The 15,693-nt window shown below is 66.3% G+C and carries 15 protein-coding genes; 7 read left to right on the top strand and 8 right to left on the bottom strand.

Features of this window, described 5'->3' with window-relative positions; translation table 11 throughout:
• Positions 1 to 88 precede the first annotated feature (88 nt).
• A complete protein-coding gene (locus tag FYJ92_RS01180; protein ID WP_185262241.1) occupies positions 89 to 1,222 on the bottom strand; it encodes a zinc-dependent metalloprotease in 1,134 nt (377 codons plus the stop codon).
• A 152-nt stretch (positions 1,223 to 1,374) separates the two neighbouring features.
• Here FYJ92_RS01180 and FYJ92_RS01175 point away from each other — a divergent pair, with 152 nt between their 5' ends.
• On the top strand, positions 1,375 to 1,635 hold the full coding sequence (locus tag FYJ92_RS01175) for a hypothetical protein (protein WP_185262240.1): 261 nt from the start codon (positions 1,375 to 1,377) through the stop codon (positions 1,633 to 1,635).
• Here the strand turns inward: FYJ92_RS01175 and dacB are convergent.
• Positions 1,632 to 3,116, bottom strand: a complete 1,485-nt coding sequence (gene dacB, locus FYJ92_RS01170) for a D-alanyl-D-alanine carboxypeptidase/D-alanyl-D-alanine-endopeptidase (protein WP_185262239.1) — start codon at positions 3,114 to 3,116, stop codon at positions 1,632 to 1,634. The genes FYJ92_RS01175 and dacB overlap by 4 nt on opposite strands.
• Positions 3,117 to 3,270: 154 nt before the next feature.
• Between dacB and FYJ92_RS01165 the strand changes: the two genes are divergently transcribed.
• Both FYJ92_RS01165 and FYJ92_RS01160 read left to right on the top strand, forming a co-directional pair.
• On the top strand, positions 3,271 to 3,759 hold the full coding sequence (locus FYJ92_RS01165) for an inorganic diphosphatase (protein WP_185262238.1): 489 nt from the start codon (positions 3,271 to 3,273) through the stop codon (positions 3,757 to 3,759).
• A gap of 157 nt (positions 3,760 to 3,916) precedes the next feature.
• Positions 3,917 to 5,203, top strand: a complete 1,287-nt coding sequence (locus FYJ92_RS01160; RefSeq protein ID WP_370526281.1) for a carboxylesterase family protein — start codon at positions 3,917 to 3,919, stop codon at positions 5,201 to 5,203.
• Between the two features lie 83 nt (positions 5,204 to 5,286).
• Here the strand turns inward: FYJ92_RS01160 and FYJ92_RS01155 are convergent, their stop codons facing one another.
• Entirely contained in the window at positions 5,287 to 7,722 is a 2,436-nt protein-coding gene (locus tag FYJ92_RS01155; RefSeq protein ID WP_185262237.1) for a phosphoketolase, read from the bottom strand.
• 161 nt (positions 7,723 to 7,883) lie between these two features.
• On the opposite strand from FYJ92_RS01155, the gene FYJ92_RS01150 reads away from it, so the two are divergent.
• Positions 7,884 to 8,483: a hypothetical protein gene (locus FYJ92_RS01150; protein ID WP_185262236.1), complete on the top strand. Its 600-nt coding sequence runs from the start codon at positions 7,884 to 7,886 to the stop codon at positions 8,481 to 8,483.
• Between the two features lie 147 nt (positions 8,484 to 8,630).
• Here the strand turns inward: FYJ92_RS01150 and FYJ92_RS01145 are convergent, their stop codons facing one another.
• Positions 8,631 to 9,488: an HAD family hydrolase gene (locus FYJ92_RS01145; protein ID WP_185262235.1), complete on the bottom strand. Its 858-nt coding sequence runs from the start codon at positions 9,486 to 9,488 to the stop codon at positions 8,631 to 8,633.
• Positions 9,489 to 9,676: 188 nt separating this feature from the next.
• Positions 9,677 to 10,957: a serine--tRNA ligase gene (gene serS, locus FYJ92_RS01140; RefSeq protein WP_185262234.1), complete on the bottom strand. Its 1,281-nt coding sequence runs from the start codon at positions 10,955 to 10,957 to the stop codon at positions 9,677 to 9,679.
• Between the two features lie 90 nt (positions 10,958 to 11,047).
• Here serS and FYJ92_RS01135 point away from each other — a divergent pair, with 90 nt between their 5' ends.
• Positions 11,048 to 12,106, top strand: coding sequence for a diacylglycerol kinase family protein (locus tag FYJ92_RS01135; RefSeq protein ID WP_185262233.1), 1,059 nt, complete (start codon positions 11,048 to 11,050; stop codon positions 12,104 to 12,106).
• A 12-nt stretch (positions 12,107 to 12,118) separates the two neighbouring features.
• Here FYJ92_RS01135 and FYJ92_RS01130 read toward each other — a convergent pair whose 3' ends face one another.
• The 3 genes from FYJ92_RS01130 to FYJ92_RS01120 form a co-directional block, all read right to left on the bottom strand.
• A complete protein-coding gene (locus FYJ92_RS01130; RefSeq protein ID WP_185262232.1) occupies positions 12,119 to 12,328 on the bottom strand; it encodes a hypothetical protein in 210 nt (69 codons plus the stop codon).
• A 124-nt stretch (positions 12,329 to 12,452) separates the two neighbouring features.
• On the bottom strand, positions 12,453 to 13,391 hold the full coding sequence (pheA, locus tag FYJ92_RS01125) for a prephenate dehydratase (RefSeq protein WP_185263607.1): 939 nt from the start codon (positions 13,389 to 13,391) through the stop codon (positions 12,453 to 12,455).
• A 38-nt stretch (positions 13,392 to 13,429) separates the two neighbouring features.
• Positions 13,430 to 13,756 (bottom strand): rhodanese-like domain-containing protein, encoded by a 327-nt coding sequence (locus FYJ92_RS01120; RefSeq protein ID WP_185262231.1) that lies wholly within the window; start codon positions 13,754 to 13,756, stop codon positions 13,430 to 13,432.
• 114 nt (positions 13,757 to 13,870) lie between these two features.
• On the opposite strand from FYJ92_RS01120, the gene FYJ92_RS01115 reads away from it, so the two are divergent.
• Together FYJ92_RS01115 and FYJ92_RS01110 are read left to right on the top strand one after the other, a co-directional pair.
• Positions 13,871 to 15,352, top strand: a complete 1,482-nt coding sequence (locus tag FYJ92_RS01115; protein WP_185262230.1) for an amidase — start codon at positions 13,871 to 13,873, stop codon at positions 15,350 to 15,352.
• Positions 15,353 to 15,435: 83 nt separating this feature from the next.
• Positions 15,436 to 15,639: a hypothetical protein gene (locus FYJ92_RS01110; RefSeq protein ID WP_185262229.1), complete on the top strand. Its 204-nt coding sequence runs from the start codon at positions 15,436 to 15,438 to the stop codon at positions 15,637 to 15,639.
• Positions 15,640 to 15,693 lie beyond the last annotated feature (54 nt).

Raw genomic sequence — 15,693 nt, 5'->3', positions numbered from 1 at the left:
CGAGCCTGCCGGGCCGCCGTCGTCCGCGTGAAGCCGTACGGGCGTCCGGAACCCCTGGGGCGTCCGGCACATTGGGGGCGTGGGGCACCTACAGGCCCATCCGGTCAACCCACAGCTTGGCGTCATGGATTTCGGGCTCGGTGGGGAGGTTTTCGGCGGATTCCCACACCCGGTTGAAGCCCTCCATGCCGGCCACAGCCACGACCGAGCGGACAAATTTGGCGCCGTCGGAGTACTGGCGCATCTTGGCGTCCAGGCCCAGGAGGTTGCGGATGAATTTCTCCATCACGCCGCGGTCCTTGCCACGGTCGGTGAAGCGCTGCCGGATGGTCCTGACGGAGGGGACGATGCTGGCGTCGACGGCGTCCATCACAACGTTGGCGTGGCCCTCCAGCAGGCTCATCACGGCCGTCAGGTGGGACAGTGACGCCTTTTCCTCGGGGTTCTGCAGCAGGTCCAGGATGGCGCCGCGGCCGGGAGTATTGCCGGTGGCGGTCCGGTCCTTGAGGGAACGCGCGGCGGCGGACGCGCGCTCCATCAGCGAATCAACGTTGCCCAGCAGGTGCCCGCTGAGGTTGTCGATCTCGGAAAGCATGTGGTGGCGGAGCCAGGGCGCGGCGGCGAACTGCACGCGGTGCGTCTGTTCGTGAAGGCAGACCCAGAGCCGGAAATCCTCCGGCGTGACGTTGAGTTCGCGCTCCACAGCCACGATGTTGGGCGCCACAAGAAGCAGGCGGCCGGCTGCCGGCGCTTTGGAACCTTCGGCGAGCGCGGCAAACGGATCGTACTGGCCCAGGACCTTGCTGGACAGAAACGCCAGGACAGCGCCGAGTTGGCTGCCCGTAATGGCGCCGCTGACGCTGGCCGCCGCCGGGCTGACGTTGCCGCGGCGGCTTTCCAGCATTTTTTCCATCGCGGGTTTGAGCATCACGGCGAAGCTCTGCGTGTTGGCCTTGGCCCAGCTGGCCCGGTCCACCACCAGGACAGAGGAGTCGCGGAGGTCCCGCGCGGCTTCAAGGCCCGTGATTTCGTGGACGTGCGGGACGGAGGCGTCCGCGAGGCAGCGCAGGCTGTCCACGGCTTCGCCGATTTCCGACGAGTTGAGGGTGGGCCCCGCGGAGGCCAGCCGGGCCGCCGTGGACGCGGCCAGGTCCCAGTTGATCAGGGCCTGGGCCGGGCTGGACGATGCCGGGGCTGACGAATCACGCACAGTGGACTCCATAGTCCCCATCACATCACAGCGGACGGCGGATAGTCCTTAAGTTCGCTGACCGGCGAACGGTCACCGGTGCATCGGGGCCTCCGGCGACGTCCCCAGGCACAGCCGGCGCACAGGATGCCGAAAGCGCCCTGCCAGCAAGCGCGGGCAAAGTAGTGACAACAGAACCGCCCCGCATCGAGGAGAACCCCATGATCCCGTGCCGCCCCATCGCTCCCTTGTCCCCCGGACCCCGCAGTGGGTGGCGCTCGGTGGTCGCCGCCGTCGTGATGGCTGCACTGCTGGGCACCACCGCGACGTCCGCCGTGGCTGCGGTTCCGGAGTCCGGGGAGTCCTCGGTTTCGGCGGCGGCACAGGCAACTCCTGCCGCCAACTCGGGACATTCCGCTACATCCCTAGCGAGTTGCCAGAGTTAGCGGCAGCCGCAGGCGGCGAGCGCCGTGGCGGCCCGGTCCAGGGCTTCCCGGTTCCCTGCAGCACCAGGCGTCAACCCGTTGCCGATGAACGAGAAGACCAGGAGCCGCCCGTCTGCGTCCACCACGTACCCGCTGAGTGCGATCACCGAGTTCAGGGTCCCGGTCTTGGCCCGCACCAGGCCGGCTCCGCGGGCCGTGGTGCCATCCCCGTAGCGGCTGTCCAGCGTTCCGGTCAGCCCGGCGACCGGAAATCCATCCAGCGCAGCCAGCAGCCTGGTGTCGGTCCCGGTGGTGATGGCACGCACCACTTCCGCGAACTGGCGGGCAGAGACCTGGTTGGCCAACGCCAGACCGGACACATCGGCCAGGCGCATGGTGTCCGTGGGGATCCCCAGGTTCACGAGCTGTGTGCGGACTGCTGAGGTGGCGCCGTCATTGCTGGCGGGCTCCCCGGCCGCCGACGCAGCCATCCGGCCCAGGACCTCCGCCAGGTAGTTGTCCGAGGTCTGCAGCATCAGGTCCACCTGCTGGCCCATAGTGGCGGACTGGACTTCGGCAAGGACCGCCGGCTCTTCAGCGGGGGGCGCATCGCCGGAAGGCGCAGTGTAACGGTCGACGCCGGCCGCTACCGTGAGTCCCGCAGCGGCGCCTGCAGTCTTGAGCTGCGCGGCGAACGCCTCCGCGGCGGTGATTGCAGAGTCCTGGGGGCGTAGGCCGGTGGTCACAGCCGGGTCAAAGCGCGCCGAGTTCAGCGCCAGCGGGTACAAGGGCGCCACCTCGCCCGCTGCAACGTCCCCGTCAGCCCAGACGGGGTTCAAGGCGGGGCCGCTGAACAGGGAATCGTCCACCAGGACCTTCAGTTCGCCGGTTGTTCCAATGGCCTGGAGCGCGTCCACGGTGGCGGTGGCCAGGGTGGCGAGCCCTGCGTGGCCCATCACCTGGTTGGGCGCGGATTCACCGGCGCCCAGGAGGACGTCGCCGCCGCCGGTCAGCACCACCTGATTGCTGGCGGGCCCAGCTAGAACCCTGGTGCCGAAACGGTGGTCCGGCCCGATCGCCCGGAGGGCGGCCACAGCGGTGAGCAGCTTCATATTGGAGGCGGGGATCCGGCTCTCCGAACCGCCCCGGTCAAACAGGACCTGGCCAGTGAGCGCATCCTGGACCAGCCCTGTGAAGCTGCCGTCGCCGTCGGGCTTTAACAAGGCGTCCAACTGCGCGGCGACAGCGGCGGGCAGCGGAACGGGCGCCGACTCCGCAAGCGGGGCCAGGCCCTGCCGGGCGGAAAGAGTGGCCGGGAGCTGCTGCCAGGCGGGCACCACCGGCGTGGCTGCCGGCGGCGGGACGACGAAAGCAGGGGCTACCAGCCACACGGCGGGGAGTGCCAGGATAACGATCACGGCCAAGAGCAGCGCGGTGGGCCAGGCCTGCAGCCCGCGCTGAACCGTGCGCCGGAACGCGCTGGCGCCCGATGTTTCCTTCATGTTGGTGCTGGTCCTCAAGTCCTGAAATTTCCCCGCAAGTTCCTGAAACCTGGGCCTCTCGCTATATCCTCAATAGTAGTCGGCGGCACCGACACTCCTTTTTGTTGTTCGTCTCCTGTGCCGCGAACCCCCTGCAATTGCCGAGGAGCATTCCATGAAGCACGACGTGACCATCGAGATCCCCAAGGGATCACGAGTCAAGTACGAAGTTGACCACGAAACCGGCCGCGTCCGCCTGGACCGCGTTCTCTTCACCTCCATGCAGTACCCCACGCACTACGGGTTCTTCGAGAACACCCTGGGCGAAGACGGCGATCCGCTGGATGCACTGGTGCTCCTACAGGACTTCGACCTGCACCCCGGCGTCATCGTTGAGTCCCGCCCCATCGGCGTTTTCAACATGACCGACGACGGCGGCGGCGACGCCAAGGTCCTGTGCGTCCCGGTCGACGCCCGCTTTGACCACATCCAGGAAATCAGCGATGTCAGCGACTTCCTGATCAAGGAAATCGAGCACTTCTTCACCCGTTACAAGGACCTGGAGCCGGGCAAGTGGGTCAAGGCTGAGGGCTGGGGCGACCGCGCCGCCGCCGAGGCCGAGCTGGAAGCCTCCATCAAGCGTTACGTGCCGGCAACGCACTAATCCCACCGCCTGCAACGCGGGGTCACTTCCCGCCCATTCCACCTCCGGAATTGGGCAGGAAGTGACCCCGCGTTGTGGTTTAAGGTGAAGGGTGAGTTTCCAGCCTTTGAGTGCCCCGCATTTTGAACCGCCGTATTTTCAACCGCCGTGCGGACCGATCACCGGGTGGCGGGACGGTGCGGTGCTGCGGGCCACCGGCATTCCCTACGCCACCGCGGGCCGTTTTCAACTTCCGGTGACCGCGTCCGATTGGACCGCCGACTATGCCGCCACCACCCTCGCACCGGCCTGCCCGCAGGGCCCGGTTCCGTTCCTGGACGACATCCTGGGCACCCGGTATGGCGAGCTCCCCGGAAGTGAAGACTGCCAGCGCCTGTCGATCACCGTCCCGGAAGGGCTTGCCGACGGCGAGCACGTCCCGGTCATGGTGTGGCTGCACGGCGGCTCCTACACGTCGGGCTCCGGCGACCTGGCGATCTTTGACCCCAAGTCCCTGGTGTCCGAGAACCGGGTCGTCGTGGTGTCCGTGACCTACCGGCTGGGCTTGTTCGGCTACCTGGCCACCGGCACCGGCCGGCCCGCGAACCTCGGCCTGCTGGACCAGCTGGAAGCGTTCCGGTGGGTGCAGCGCAACATCGCGGCCTTCGGCGGCGACCCGGGGCGCGTCACCGCGTTCGGGCAGTCGGCAGGCGGCGACTCCGTAGTCCACCTCATGGCCACTCCGGAGGCGCCGTCCCTGTTCCAGCGGGCCATCATCCAGAGTGCACCGTTGGGGATCACCCGCGGCCGGCACAAGATGAGCCGCGCCATGGGCATCGCGGCCGAAGCCGTCACGGAAGACACCCCGATGCTGGACGTGGTGGACATCGAAGGCCACGTGTCTCAGGTGGCCCGGAAATACGGCCTGATGGCAGCCATGCCGTTCGGCACCCAATACGGGCACGCCCCGCTGCCACTGGAATCACGCGTTGAGGCGGCCTGGAACGCCACGGCCCCGGGCATCGAGGTGCTGATCGGGCACACCTCCGACGAGGCCCGTCTGTTCCTTCCCCGGAGTCCAGTGGTCAGCTGGCTGGGCAAGGTCCCCCTGCTGGGTGACGTTGCCGTGCGGGCCATTAATTGGGCGGTGACGGAGGCTGTCTACGGCCGATCCGCCCGCAAATTTGCCCGCCGCCACGCCCGCGCGGGAGGCAAGGCCTACAGCTACCTGCTGTCCTGGGGCGCGCCCGGGAACTTCTACCGGGCCGCCCACACGGTTGATCTGCCCCTGCTGTTCGGAAACCAGCAGACCTGGGCCTCCGCTGGGCTCCTCAAGGGCGCAACCTGGGATGAGATCGACGCTGTGGGCCGTGAGGTGCGCCGGCTGTGGGCAGCCTTCGCCCGCGGGGACGGATTGGGTGAGACGGGCGGAATTCCCGGCGCGCTCGAGTACCGCTCGATGTGACGCACCATGACTGCAACGCGGGGTCACTTCGCGCCCATCCTGGGCGGCCGGACCGGCCGTAAGTGACCCCGCGTTGCTTCTGTTCAGGCGTTGAGCACCCAGTTCCGGATCTCCTCCGGGTCCTCGCCGTGTGTGCGAGTGTGTTCGCGGGCCTGGATCCGCCGGTCCTGAAGGCTTTGCCGCAGCAGCGAGTGCTTTTCGGCCAGACCGGGTACGCGGTCAATAGCGTCAATGGCCAGCTGGAAGCGGTCGATCCCGTTGAGCATGGCCATGTCGAACGGGGTTGTGGTGGTTCCCTCCTCCTTGTAGCCGCGCACGTGCAGGCCTTCCTGGTTGGTGCGGCGATAGGCCAGCCGGTGGATCAGCGTGGGATAGCCGTGGTAGGCGAAGATGATCGGTTTGTCCGGGGTAAAGATGCCGTCAAAGTCCGACGCCGGAAGGCCGTGCGGGTGCTCACTTGCGTCCTGGAGCCGCATCAGGTCTACCACGTTGACCACCCGGACCTTCAGCCCCGGGACACCCCGCTTCAGCAGTTCGGCCGCGGCCACCGTTTCCACCGTGGGCACGTCCCCGGCACACGCCAGAACAACGTCCGGGTCCTCTCCAGCCACTTCGGAACCCGCGAACTCCCAGATGCCCAGTCCCCGCCGGCAGTGGTTCTCGGCGTCGGCCGGACCCAGCCAGGTGGGCGATGGCTGCTTGCCACTAACCACAATGTTCACGTAGTCGGTGGACGCCAGGCAGTGCTCCATGACGGACAGCAGGGTGTTCACGTCCGGCGGCAGGTACACGCGGATGACCTCGGCTTTTTTGTTCACCGCGTGGTCGATGAACCCTGGATCCTGGTGCGAAAAACCGTTGTGATCCTGCTGCCACACATGGGACGAGAGCAGGTAGTTCAGCGACGCCACGGGCTGGCGCCACGGGAGCTTGCGGTGGACCTTGAGCCACTTGGCGTGCTGGTTGAACATGGAATCCACGATGTGGATGAAGGCTTCGTAACAGCTGAACACCCCGTGCCGGCCGGTCAGGAGATAGCCTTCCAGCCAGCCCTGGCACAGGTGTTCGCTGAGCACCTCCAGAACCCGGCCCGAACGCGCAAGATGCTCGTCGGCGTCGTCAATCCGGTACTGCCAGACCTTGTCGGTCACTTCGTAGACGGCCTGAAGCCGGTTGGATGCCGTCTCATCCGGCCCGAAGAGGCGGAAGTTCTCCATGTTCAGCCTGATGACGTCCCGCATCCACGAGCCCAGGGTGATCATGGGGCTGGTCCGTTCCGTCCCCGGTAAAGCGACCTCAACGGCGTGGGCGGCGTAGGCGGGCAGCTTCAGCGGTGTGCGAAGGATTCCGCCGTTGGCGTGCTGGGTGGCGCTCATCCGGAGGTTCCCGGCGGGCGCGTTCGCGGCTACGTCGGGCCGGAGCCTGCCCTCGGCGTCGAACAGTTCCTCCGGACGGTAGGACTTCAGCCACTCCTCCAACTGCTTCAGGTGTGCTCCGTTGGTGCGGACTTCCGTCAGCGGGACCTGGTGGCTCCGCCAGGTGCCCTCAACCTGGTGTCCGTCCACTACCCGCGGTCCTGTCCAGCCTTTGGGCGAGCGCAGCACAATCATGGGCCAGTGCGGCGCAGCGCCGTTTCCTGGGGCACCGGCTGCAGTGCCGTCGTGGTCCGCTTTCCCACCCGTCCCGGCCGCCTCGCCCCGGCGGGAGTTCTGGATTGCGCGGATCCCGGCCAGGCAAGTGTCGACGGCGGCAGCGAAGTCCCGGTGCGCCCGCTCCGTGTTGTCCGGGTCCTGGACGGTCACGAAATACGGTTCGTGGCCGTACCCGCGCAGCAGCTGCTCCAGCTGTTCCTGCGGCATGCGCGCCAGGATGGTGGGATTGGCGATCTTGTAGCCGTTCAGGTGCAGGATGGGAAGCACCGCACCGTCCGCGGCCGGATCCAGGAAGTTATGCGAGTGCCAGCTCGCGGCGAGCGGCCCCGTTTCGGCCTCGCCGTCCCCGATCACGACGGCGGTGATCAGCTGGGGATTGTCGAACACGGACCCGTAGGCGTGGGCCAGCGCGTACCCGAGTTCGCCGCCTTCGCTGATGGAACCCGGGGTCTCCGGCGCCGCGTGGCTGGGAATGCCGCCCGGGTAGGAAAACTGGCGGAAAAGTTCGGCCAGGCCTTCCCCGTCAGGGCCAACCTGGCCGTAGATTTCGGAGTACGTGCCCTCGAGCCAGGCGTTCGCCACTACAGCAGGACCGCCATGGCCCGGGCCGGCAACGAAGAGCATTTCCTGCGAGTCTCGGCGGATCACGCGGTTCAGGTGTGCGTAGACGAAGTTCAGCCCGGGAGTGGTGCCCCAGTGGCCCAGGAGCCGGGACTTGGTGTGGTCCGCGGCGAGGGGCTCCCTCAGCAGCGGATTTGAGCGCAAGTAGATCTGTCCCACGGAAAGGTAGTTCGCGGCCCGCCACCAACGGTCCACAAGGTTCAGTGTTTCCTGCTCCAAGACGTCCTGCGCCGTGCTGCCGGCCATGATTATCCTCACGTAGCTGCGCGCCGCCGACGGCAGCTGAGCCTCCATCGCAACACGTATCGGCACTTGGCACAACCTCCCGGCAGGCTTCGTTTTGCCTGAATCAGGACCGGTCGCCGACTTGCCTTGGGCCAACGACGAACCGGTAGTCTTTGATCCACATGTTCACGTTGACCATCAACCAAACGGATAGCCGGCGCGACGGCGACCGCGTCCCGCAGCTGCTGAAGGACCTGCGGCATATACCCGCGCGCCTGGATTTCGACCGTTCTGTGGAGGACGAGGTCCAAGGCATTGTGGACTGCCCGAACCAGGCCGTAGAAGCTGCACTGATCGCCTTGCGCTGCGGTTCCTGGTACGTGGGGCTGGGCGTCGGGCCGGTCAATGAGCCGCTTCCCAACCAGGTCAAGGATGCCTCCGGCCACGGCCTGATCTATGCCCGGCGCGCGGTGGACCGGCTCCGGAACAGCAAAGAACGCATCCCGGTCGCCGTGGAAGGACCGCTGGCGGACGTCGCCCACGAAGCCGAAGCCGTGCTGCGGCTTTTGGGCCACATTGTGAGGGACAGATCGGGGGCTGAATGGCGGGTCCTGGACCTCATGACCCCCGGCGTCCGCGGACAGCAGAAAGCGGTGGCCCAAGAACTGGGCATCACCACGCAGGCCGTCAGCAAAGCAGTGGCCAGGGCCCAGTGGAACGAAGAACACGCTGCCCGTCCCGCCGCCTCGCGGTTACTGGCACTCATCCTCGAGGTGCGATGACCGCGGCCGAGTCCACGCGGCTTGCTGCTGACTCACGCCTTTTGCTGGGCGCCTTTACAGTGTGCCGTCACTGCACTGCGCCGGTGATCGCCCCAGGGCCCCGACGTTGAAGATTTGAGCGGGGTTTTGGCTGATCAAGTACGCCCCCTAAAGGAGACTGCGCAGCACGTGCGCGGCGCCGTCGTCGAATACTGAATGCGTGACCTCATCCGCGGCGGCGATGACTTCCTCCGGGGCCTGGCCCATGGCGACTCCGCGCCCGGCCCAGCCCAGCATTTCGATGTCGTTGCGGCCGTCGCCAATGGCCACGGTCCGGTGGGGCTCGATCCCCAACTGGCCGCGGAGCCGTTCCAGCGCGCTGGCTTTGGTGACTCCGGCCGCGGCGATGTCCAGCCACGCGGTCCAGCCGACCGAGTAGGTTACGCCAGCCAGGCCGATTTCCTTGATGGTTGCGGAGAATTCCTCCGGCGTGTTTTCTGTGCTGAACACCACCAGGCGGACCGCGGTGGCGTCCAGGAGAGTCTGGAAGTCGACGCCGATCGCTTCTACGCCAAAGCTGGCATCCTGGAAGCGTTCCGTGGACAGGAAGTTGCCGTCCTCGTCCTCCAGCGCGTACTTAGCCGTGGGCAGCTTCTCCCGCAGCGCACGGAGCGCCGGCGCCGGATCGAAGGTGGCCTTGTGGATGATTTCGTAGCCGTCAGTCAGGTCCGGATCCAGCCGGAGCGTCACGCCACCGTTGCAGCAAACGGCGTAGCCGCGGTCAATGCCGATCTGCTCGATGATGGGTAATGTGGCGTTCAGGGAGCGGCCGGTGGCGATGAGGACGTCGTGCCCGGCGCCGACCACGGCCTGGGCGGCCTCACGGACAGTGGCGGACATGTGGCCGTCGTGGTCCACCAAGGTTCCGTCCACGTCCAGGGCAACCATGAAGTTGGTGGTGCTGATTTTGTTTGCGATCCGCTGGTCATCGATGCCGGCGACTGTGGTTTCAGTCAATGTAGTCATACGTCCAGTAGACCAGAGACCCCCTGAAACCGGCTAGGACGCAGGCCACAACGCCCGTGAACAGCCGGTAAATACTCACTGGTTATCCCCGGTGTGAGTATTCCTGGGCGTATCGGCGGATCCGGACCTTCAAGGTTCAGATCCGCGAACAAGCCCATGAATCCTGCGTCTAGGTCTGCTCCGCGAGCCTAGAGGACCGGGAAGACTTCCATCCCGCCCAGGTACTTCTGCAGTCCGGCCGGGACGTTGACCGAGCCGTCGGCGTTCTGGTGGTGCTCCAGGATGGCCACGATCCAGCGGGTGGTGGCCAGCGTGCCGTTCAGCGTGGCCACGGCACGGGTCCCCTTGGCTACGCCTTCGTCGTTGACCACACGCTCGCGGATGTTCAGGCGCCGGGCCTGGAACGTGGTGCAGTTCGAGGTGGACGTGAGCTCACGGTAGGCACCCTGCGTGGGAACCCAGGCTTCGCAGTCGAACTTGCGGGCCGCAGACATGCCGAGGTCCCCGGCAGCGGTGTCGATCACCCGGTACGGAAGCTCGCACTTGGCCAGCATCTCCTCTTCCCACGCCAGCAGCCGTTCGTGTTCGGCTGCGGCCTTTTCCACCGTGGTGTAGACGAACATCTCCACCTTGTTGAACTGGTGCACGCGGATGATGCCGCGGGTGTCCTTGCCGTGCGAGCCGGCCTCGCGGCGGTAGCAGGAGCTCTGCCCGGCAAACCGGATGGGGCCGTCCGTCAGGTCCAGGATCTCGTCCGCGTGGTACCCGGCCAAGGCAACCTCGGAGGTGCCCACCAGGTAAAGGTCGTCCTCAGCTAGACGGTAGATCTCGGCGTCGTGCTTTACGTCAAAGCCGGTGCCTTGCATGGTTTCGGGGCGCACCAGAGTTGGCGTGATCATGGGCACGAAGCCCGCCTCGATGGCCTGGTCCATGGCCATCTGCAGCAACGCCATCTCCAGGCGTGCACCCACGCCGCGCAGGAAGTAGAAGCGGGAGCCGGACACCTTCGCACCGCGCTCCATGTCGATCGCGCCGATCAGCTCACCGATTTCCAGGTGGTCCTTCGGCTCGAAATCGGGGAACCCGCGGGGCGTGCCAACGGTCTTGACCACCACGTAGTCGTCCTCGCCGCCCTCGGGGACACCGTCTTCAATGAGGTTCGGGATGGTGCGCAGCAGTTCGTCCTGCTTGGCCTGGGCGGCGTCCGCTTCGGCCGATGCGGCCTTCACAGTGTTGGCCAGTTCCTTGACCTCGGCGAGCAGGGCCTTCTTCTCGTCGCCTTTGGCCTGCGCCACCTTCTTGCCGAAAACGTTCTGCTCGGCGCGGAGGTTTTCAAAGCGGATCAGGGCGGCACGCCTCACGGAGTCTGCGGCGATGATCGCGTCCACCACTGATTCGTCTGCGCCGCGGGCGCGCTGGCTGGCACGGAACTTGTCCGGGTTTTCGCTGAGCTCTTTTACGTCGATCACCAGACAAGAGTATCGAATCCGGCGGACCCAGCACTTCCCGGCCGGACGGCGGGAATCGCGGCGCCGCGGCCGGGCTACTGTTGAAGCACCATGAACGACTGGCTTCTTTACGTCCTGAGCGCGGCGGCGCTGGCCTTCGCCGTCTCCAGCTGGTGGGGCGTCCGCAGGCTCAAAGCCCTGCACATCCGCAGCGCAGTCCACGAAGAAGCACACGAAACCGGCCTCACCCAGCAACGCGTGGTGGTCATTCTTAATCCCGTCAAGGCACGCGCCCCGGAAGCGAAGGAAGCCATCCAGCGCGCCTGCCTGGCCGCTGGCTGGGACGCGCCTCTTTTCATCGAGACGACCGCCGAGGACCCCGGGTACTCCCAGGCCCGGGCGGCGCTGGAGTACAAGGCCGACGTCGTTCTGGTGGGCGGTGGCGACGGCACCGTGCGGGTGGTGGCAGAGTCCCTCGCCCACACGGATGTGGCCATGGGCCTGATTCCGCTGGGGACGGGAAACCTCCTGGCGCGAAACGTGGATCTGGATGTCAACGACCTTCACGCAAACGTGCATACAGCGCTTTTCGGCCACCAGCGCTACATCGATACCGCACGGATGGGCATCGAGAATTCCCGCACGGGACACTCTTCCGAGCACGCGTTCCTGGTGATCGGCGGGATCGGCATGGACGCCGAAATACTCGCTGATACCAATGACGGCCTAAAGAAAGCCGTGGGTTGGCTAGCTTATACCGAAGCCGGAATGCGTCACCTGCCGGGGCGGCGAAGGAGGGTCTCAGTCGCACTGGATGACAAGCCTGAGCAGGTCCGTAACATCCGCAGCGTCCTCTTTGCCAACTGTGGGCTGGTCCCGGGCGGGATCGACTTCATCCCGGAAGCCATGATCGACGACGGCATGCTGGACGTGGTAGTCATGAGCCCCCGCAGCGCCATCGGCTGGCTCGCCATGTACGCGAAAATCCTCTTCAAACACAAGGGCAACCTGCCCATCATGACGATGTACCGGGCCGGCCGTATCGTCATCAAGTGCCCGGAGCCCATGCCCACACAAATCGACGGCGACACATCCGGTTTGGCCACCAAGCTCACCGTCCGGGTGGAGCCGCGATCTCTCCTGATCAGGGTGAAAGGCCAGCAGGGCTAAGCAGCCCTGGCCTCAGGCAGTTGCCTTCTTGACCGCTTCAGCCTCGGCGGCGGCCTTCGCGGCACGCGCCTCGGACTGCTCACGGATCATGGCCTGTTCCTCTTCGAAGCGCAGGCGGTCAGCGCGGTCCGCGTCGTCGCCGTCCCAGTCCTGATTGTCGACTGCGGGCTTGGGATTAACGATCATGCCCTGGCCGTCATTGTCTGTGCTGCTGGTATTCATGACCTGCTCCCTTCGTTAGGGGCCATCCCCCAGGTGGATCAGGTAAGCATACGCACAGTAACTATCCCGCGGAAGTACCTTGACCTACGCTGTGGGCGAAGCCTTGGTCGTCGTCCAGCCGCGTTCATTCCCCCTGCAGAATCTGCCCGACCCATTCATGTGCGGCCCGGAATGCCTCGTCCGAGGTGTGTTGCGCGACGCTGGGGCTTTGGGCGTCTGCCCGCCCGTAGGAGCCCAGGAAGCGGGTGGCCGGGCTGATGCGGTGTAGCCCAGCCAAGGCATCGGCCACACGGGCATCCGCGATGTGCCCGTCGGCGTCGATGCTGAAAAAGTAGTGGCCAAGGTACTGACCTGTCGGCCGGGATTCGATCCGGCTGAGGTTCACGCCCCTCGTGGCGAACTGGTCCAGGATTTCCATCAGAGCACCCGGACGGTCTTCCGGCAGCGGGACTACCACTGTGGTCTTATCCGCACCGGTCCGTTCGGGCAGTACGCCCGGCCTGCTCACCAGGATGAACCGCGTTACAGCCCCCGGGTTGTCGCCGATGTTCTCTGCCAGGACGGTCAGCCCCGGCTGCTCCTGGGCCACGATGGGCGCACAGATCGCGGCGTCGTAGTGGGCTTCGTCGCCCAGGAGCCCCATTGCGGCCGCAGCGGTGGAGGAACCCGCAACATATTCCGCACCCGGAATATTCGCGTCCACCCACAGACGGCACTGCGCCCAGGCATGGCCGTGGGTGGAGATCCGGCGGATATCCGCCACCTCCACGCCGGGCCTGGCCACCAGGACAAAGCTGATGGGCACCAGGACTTCGCGGATGATCCGGAGCTCCTGTCCGCCGGCGATAGCGTCCAGCGTGGCGGTGACGCCGCCTTCGACCGAATTCTCAATGGGCACCATCGCTGCGTCCGCAGAGCCGTCGCGGACCATGTCCAGCGCCGCGTTGACGGTGGCGGCGGGATTACGCGTGGCTTGGGCGGCGTCCGGTACCTGCATCAGTGCCGCTTCGGTGAACGTGCCCTCAGGCCCAAGGAAAGTGTACGTAACGGGCGTGGCGGGCATGGATTCCTCTTGGGTGATGGACACAGATACGGGTTGAACTACAGAACGAGGGGCTTGAGGCCGTTATCGGACACAAGCGGCTTGCCGGACTCGAGCCACTGGTCCATTCCGCCAGCCACGTTGATGGCTGTATAGCCCTGGCCGGTGAGCCACTGCGCAGCACGGAAGGACCGTCCGCCCGTGCGGCAGATAACGTAAATGTCCTGGTCCGGGTCCAACTCGTCAAGCCGTGCCGGAAGCTGATCCAGAGGAACGTGCAGAGCGTCCTCGGCATGTCCGGCCACCCATTCGTAGTCTTCGCGGACGTCCAGAATCACGGCGTCGGCCGGGACGTCGTTGACGGGCACAGAATCGAAATCGCTCATGGGAGTCCTTCTTCGGAGAATCACGGGTCTCCTTCCAGCCTAGCGTCAGCCGCCCTGCCGTGCCTGCCGGAAGCTGACGCAGGCTACGCTTCTAAATGACCCTGAGGAGGGGCTTTGCCCGCTGAGCAGACAACCGGTTCTACCGCTGACATCCACGAACTGACCGCCGTCCAACTGCGGGATGCGCTCCGCACAGGAGAGCTCTCAGCGCGGGACGTCGCCGCACATTTCCTGGCCCGCATCGCCGAGCAGAATCCGCTGCTGGGCGCCTTTGTCACGGTCACTGCAGAACAGTCCATGGCCGATGCGGCCGCCGCCGATGCACGGTTCGCCCGGTTCCGAAAAGACTTCGGAGCCGACTCCGCGGAGGCCTCCGGGGCCAGGACGGACGGACTGCCGCTCCTGCATGGCATGCCGGTGGCGTTCAAGGACCTGACCGACGTCGCCGGCGTGATGACCACCCACGGCAGCGCTGCACTTGACCACAAACCGGCCCTCGCCGACGGCACCTTGGCCGCAGTCCTCAAGGCCGCTGGCGTTGTCTCATTGGGCAAGACGCAGGTTCCGGAGTTTGGGCTGACGGCGTACAGCGAAAACCGCATTGCACCGCCGTCGCGCAACCCGCATGCCCCGAGCCGGAGTTCCGGTGGCTCCTCGGGAGGCAGCGCTGCCGCGGTGGCCGCGGGCCTGCTTCCGTTCGCGCCGGGGACCGACGGCGGCGGTTCCGTCCGTATCCCGGCCGCCGCCTGCGGCCTGGTGGGCCTCAAACCCGGCCGTGGCGTGGTGCCGTCCGGCGAAAGTTCGAGCGATCCCGCCCGGCTGGTGGTAGCGGGTCCCCTGGCCCGCAGCGCGGCCGACGCGGCCCTGCTGATGGATGCTCTGGTGCCGCCCCCTGACAACATTTATCTCGGCGCCGTGGGACACGAACCGCGTCCTCTGCGCATCGGCCTGACCCTGGACAGCCCCTGGTCCACCACCTTCCCGTTAACCCCCGAACCCGAAACCTTAGCCGCGCTGCAGGCGGGCCTGGAAATGCTGGAGCGCGCCGGGCACGCGGTCAGCGAAGCCGCCATCCGCTACGACAACCGCTACCCGGACGCCTTCACCACTGTGTGGACCGCCGCCGTCGGAACCGCCCGGATCAGTCCGCACCGCGAAGCGCTCCTGGCCCCGCTGACCCGCACGTTCAGGCGCCGGGCCCAGCAGCGCAGCGCATCAAAGCTCAATGAAGCGTTGGCTTTCCTCCGGCAATTCGAACGCGACACCATCACGCAGTACGGCAGCTGGGACCTGATGCTGATGCCGGCCCTGGCGCAGACGCCCCGCCCAGTAGGCTGGTTTACCGGCGCCACGCACGGCGACGAACCGTGGCCGGCCGCGGAATGGCCCGGGGACGCCGACGGCGACTACCGCAGGCAGTGCGAATTCGCGCCGTGGTCCTCCATGGTGAACGTCTGCGGCCTGCCGGCCATCACGATTCCCGTGTACTGGACCGGTGGGCGGCCAGCGCACGGCCTGCCCATGGGAATCCAGCTCGTGGGGCCGGCGGGCTCGGAACTGGTCCTGCTCCAGGTGGCGGCCCAGCTCGGCTTCTGATGACAGTTTGAACCGCTCCGGGGGTCGACTCCGGGGCCGATCCGGAGGACGATTAAGGGGCAGTCACTATGAGGAGGTCTGTGATGTGCTATTCATCGATGGAGGACTTCGGTTGGCGGGCCAAGAAGCAATCCGACCGGAAACCCGAAGAACGCCAGGAAACACCGCCGGACCGTCCGGAGCCGCATTACACGGCCCAGGACTTCACCTTCTGGGCCTTCCCGCGTCGCGGAAGGACCCACGAAGCCCAGGAACCGGCCGCTGAACGCCGACGCGAGAGAGTCTGAATTTGTTGTTCAGACCGCCTGAAGAAAGGCCCCCTGGCGGGGGGCCTTTCCGGT

It is taken from the genome of Pseudarthrobacter sp. NBSH8 (assembly GCF_014217545.1).
Lineage (GTDB): Bacteria > Actinomycetota > Actinomycetes > Actinomycetales > Micrococcaceae > Arthrobacter.
The sequence above is the reverse complement of the archived record's forward strand: the minus strand, read 5'-3'. Positions and strand labels throughout refer to the sequence as shown.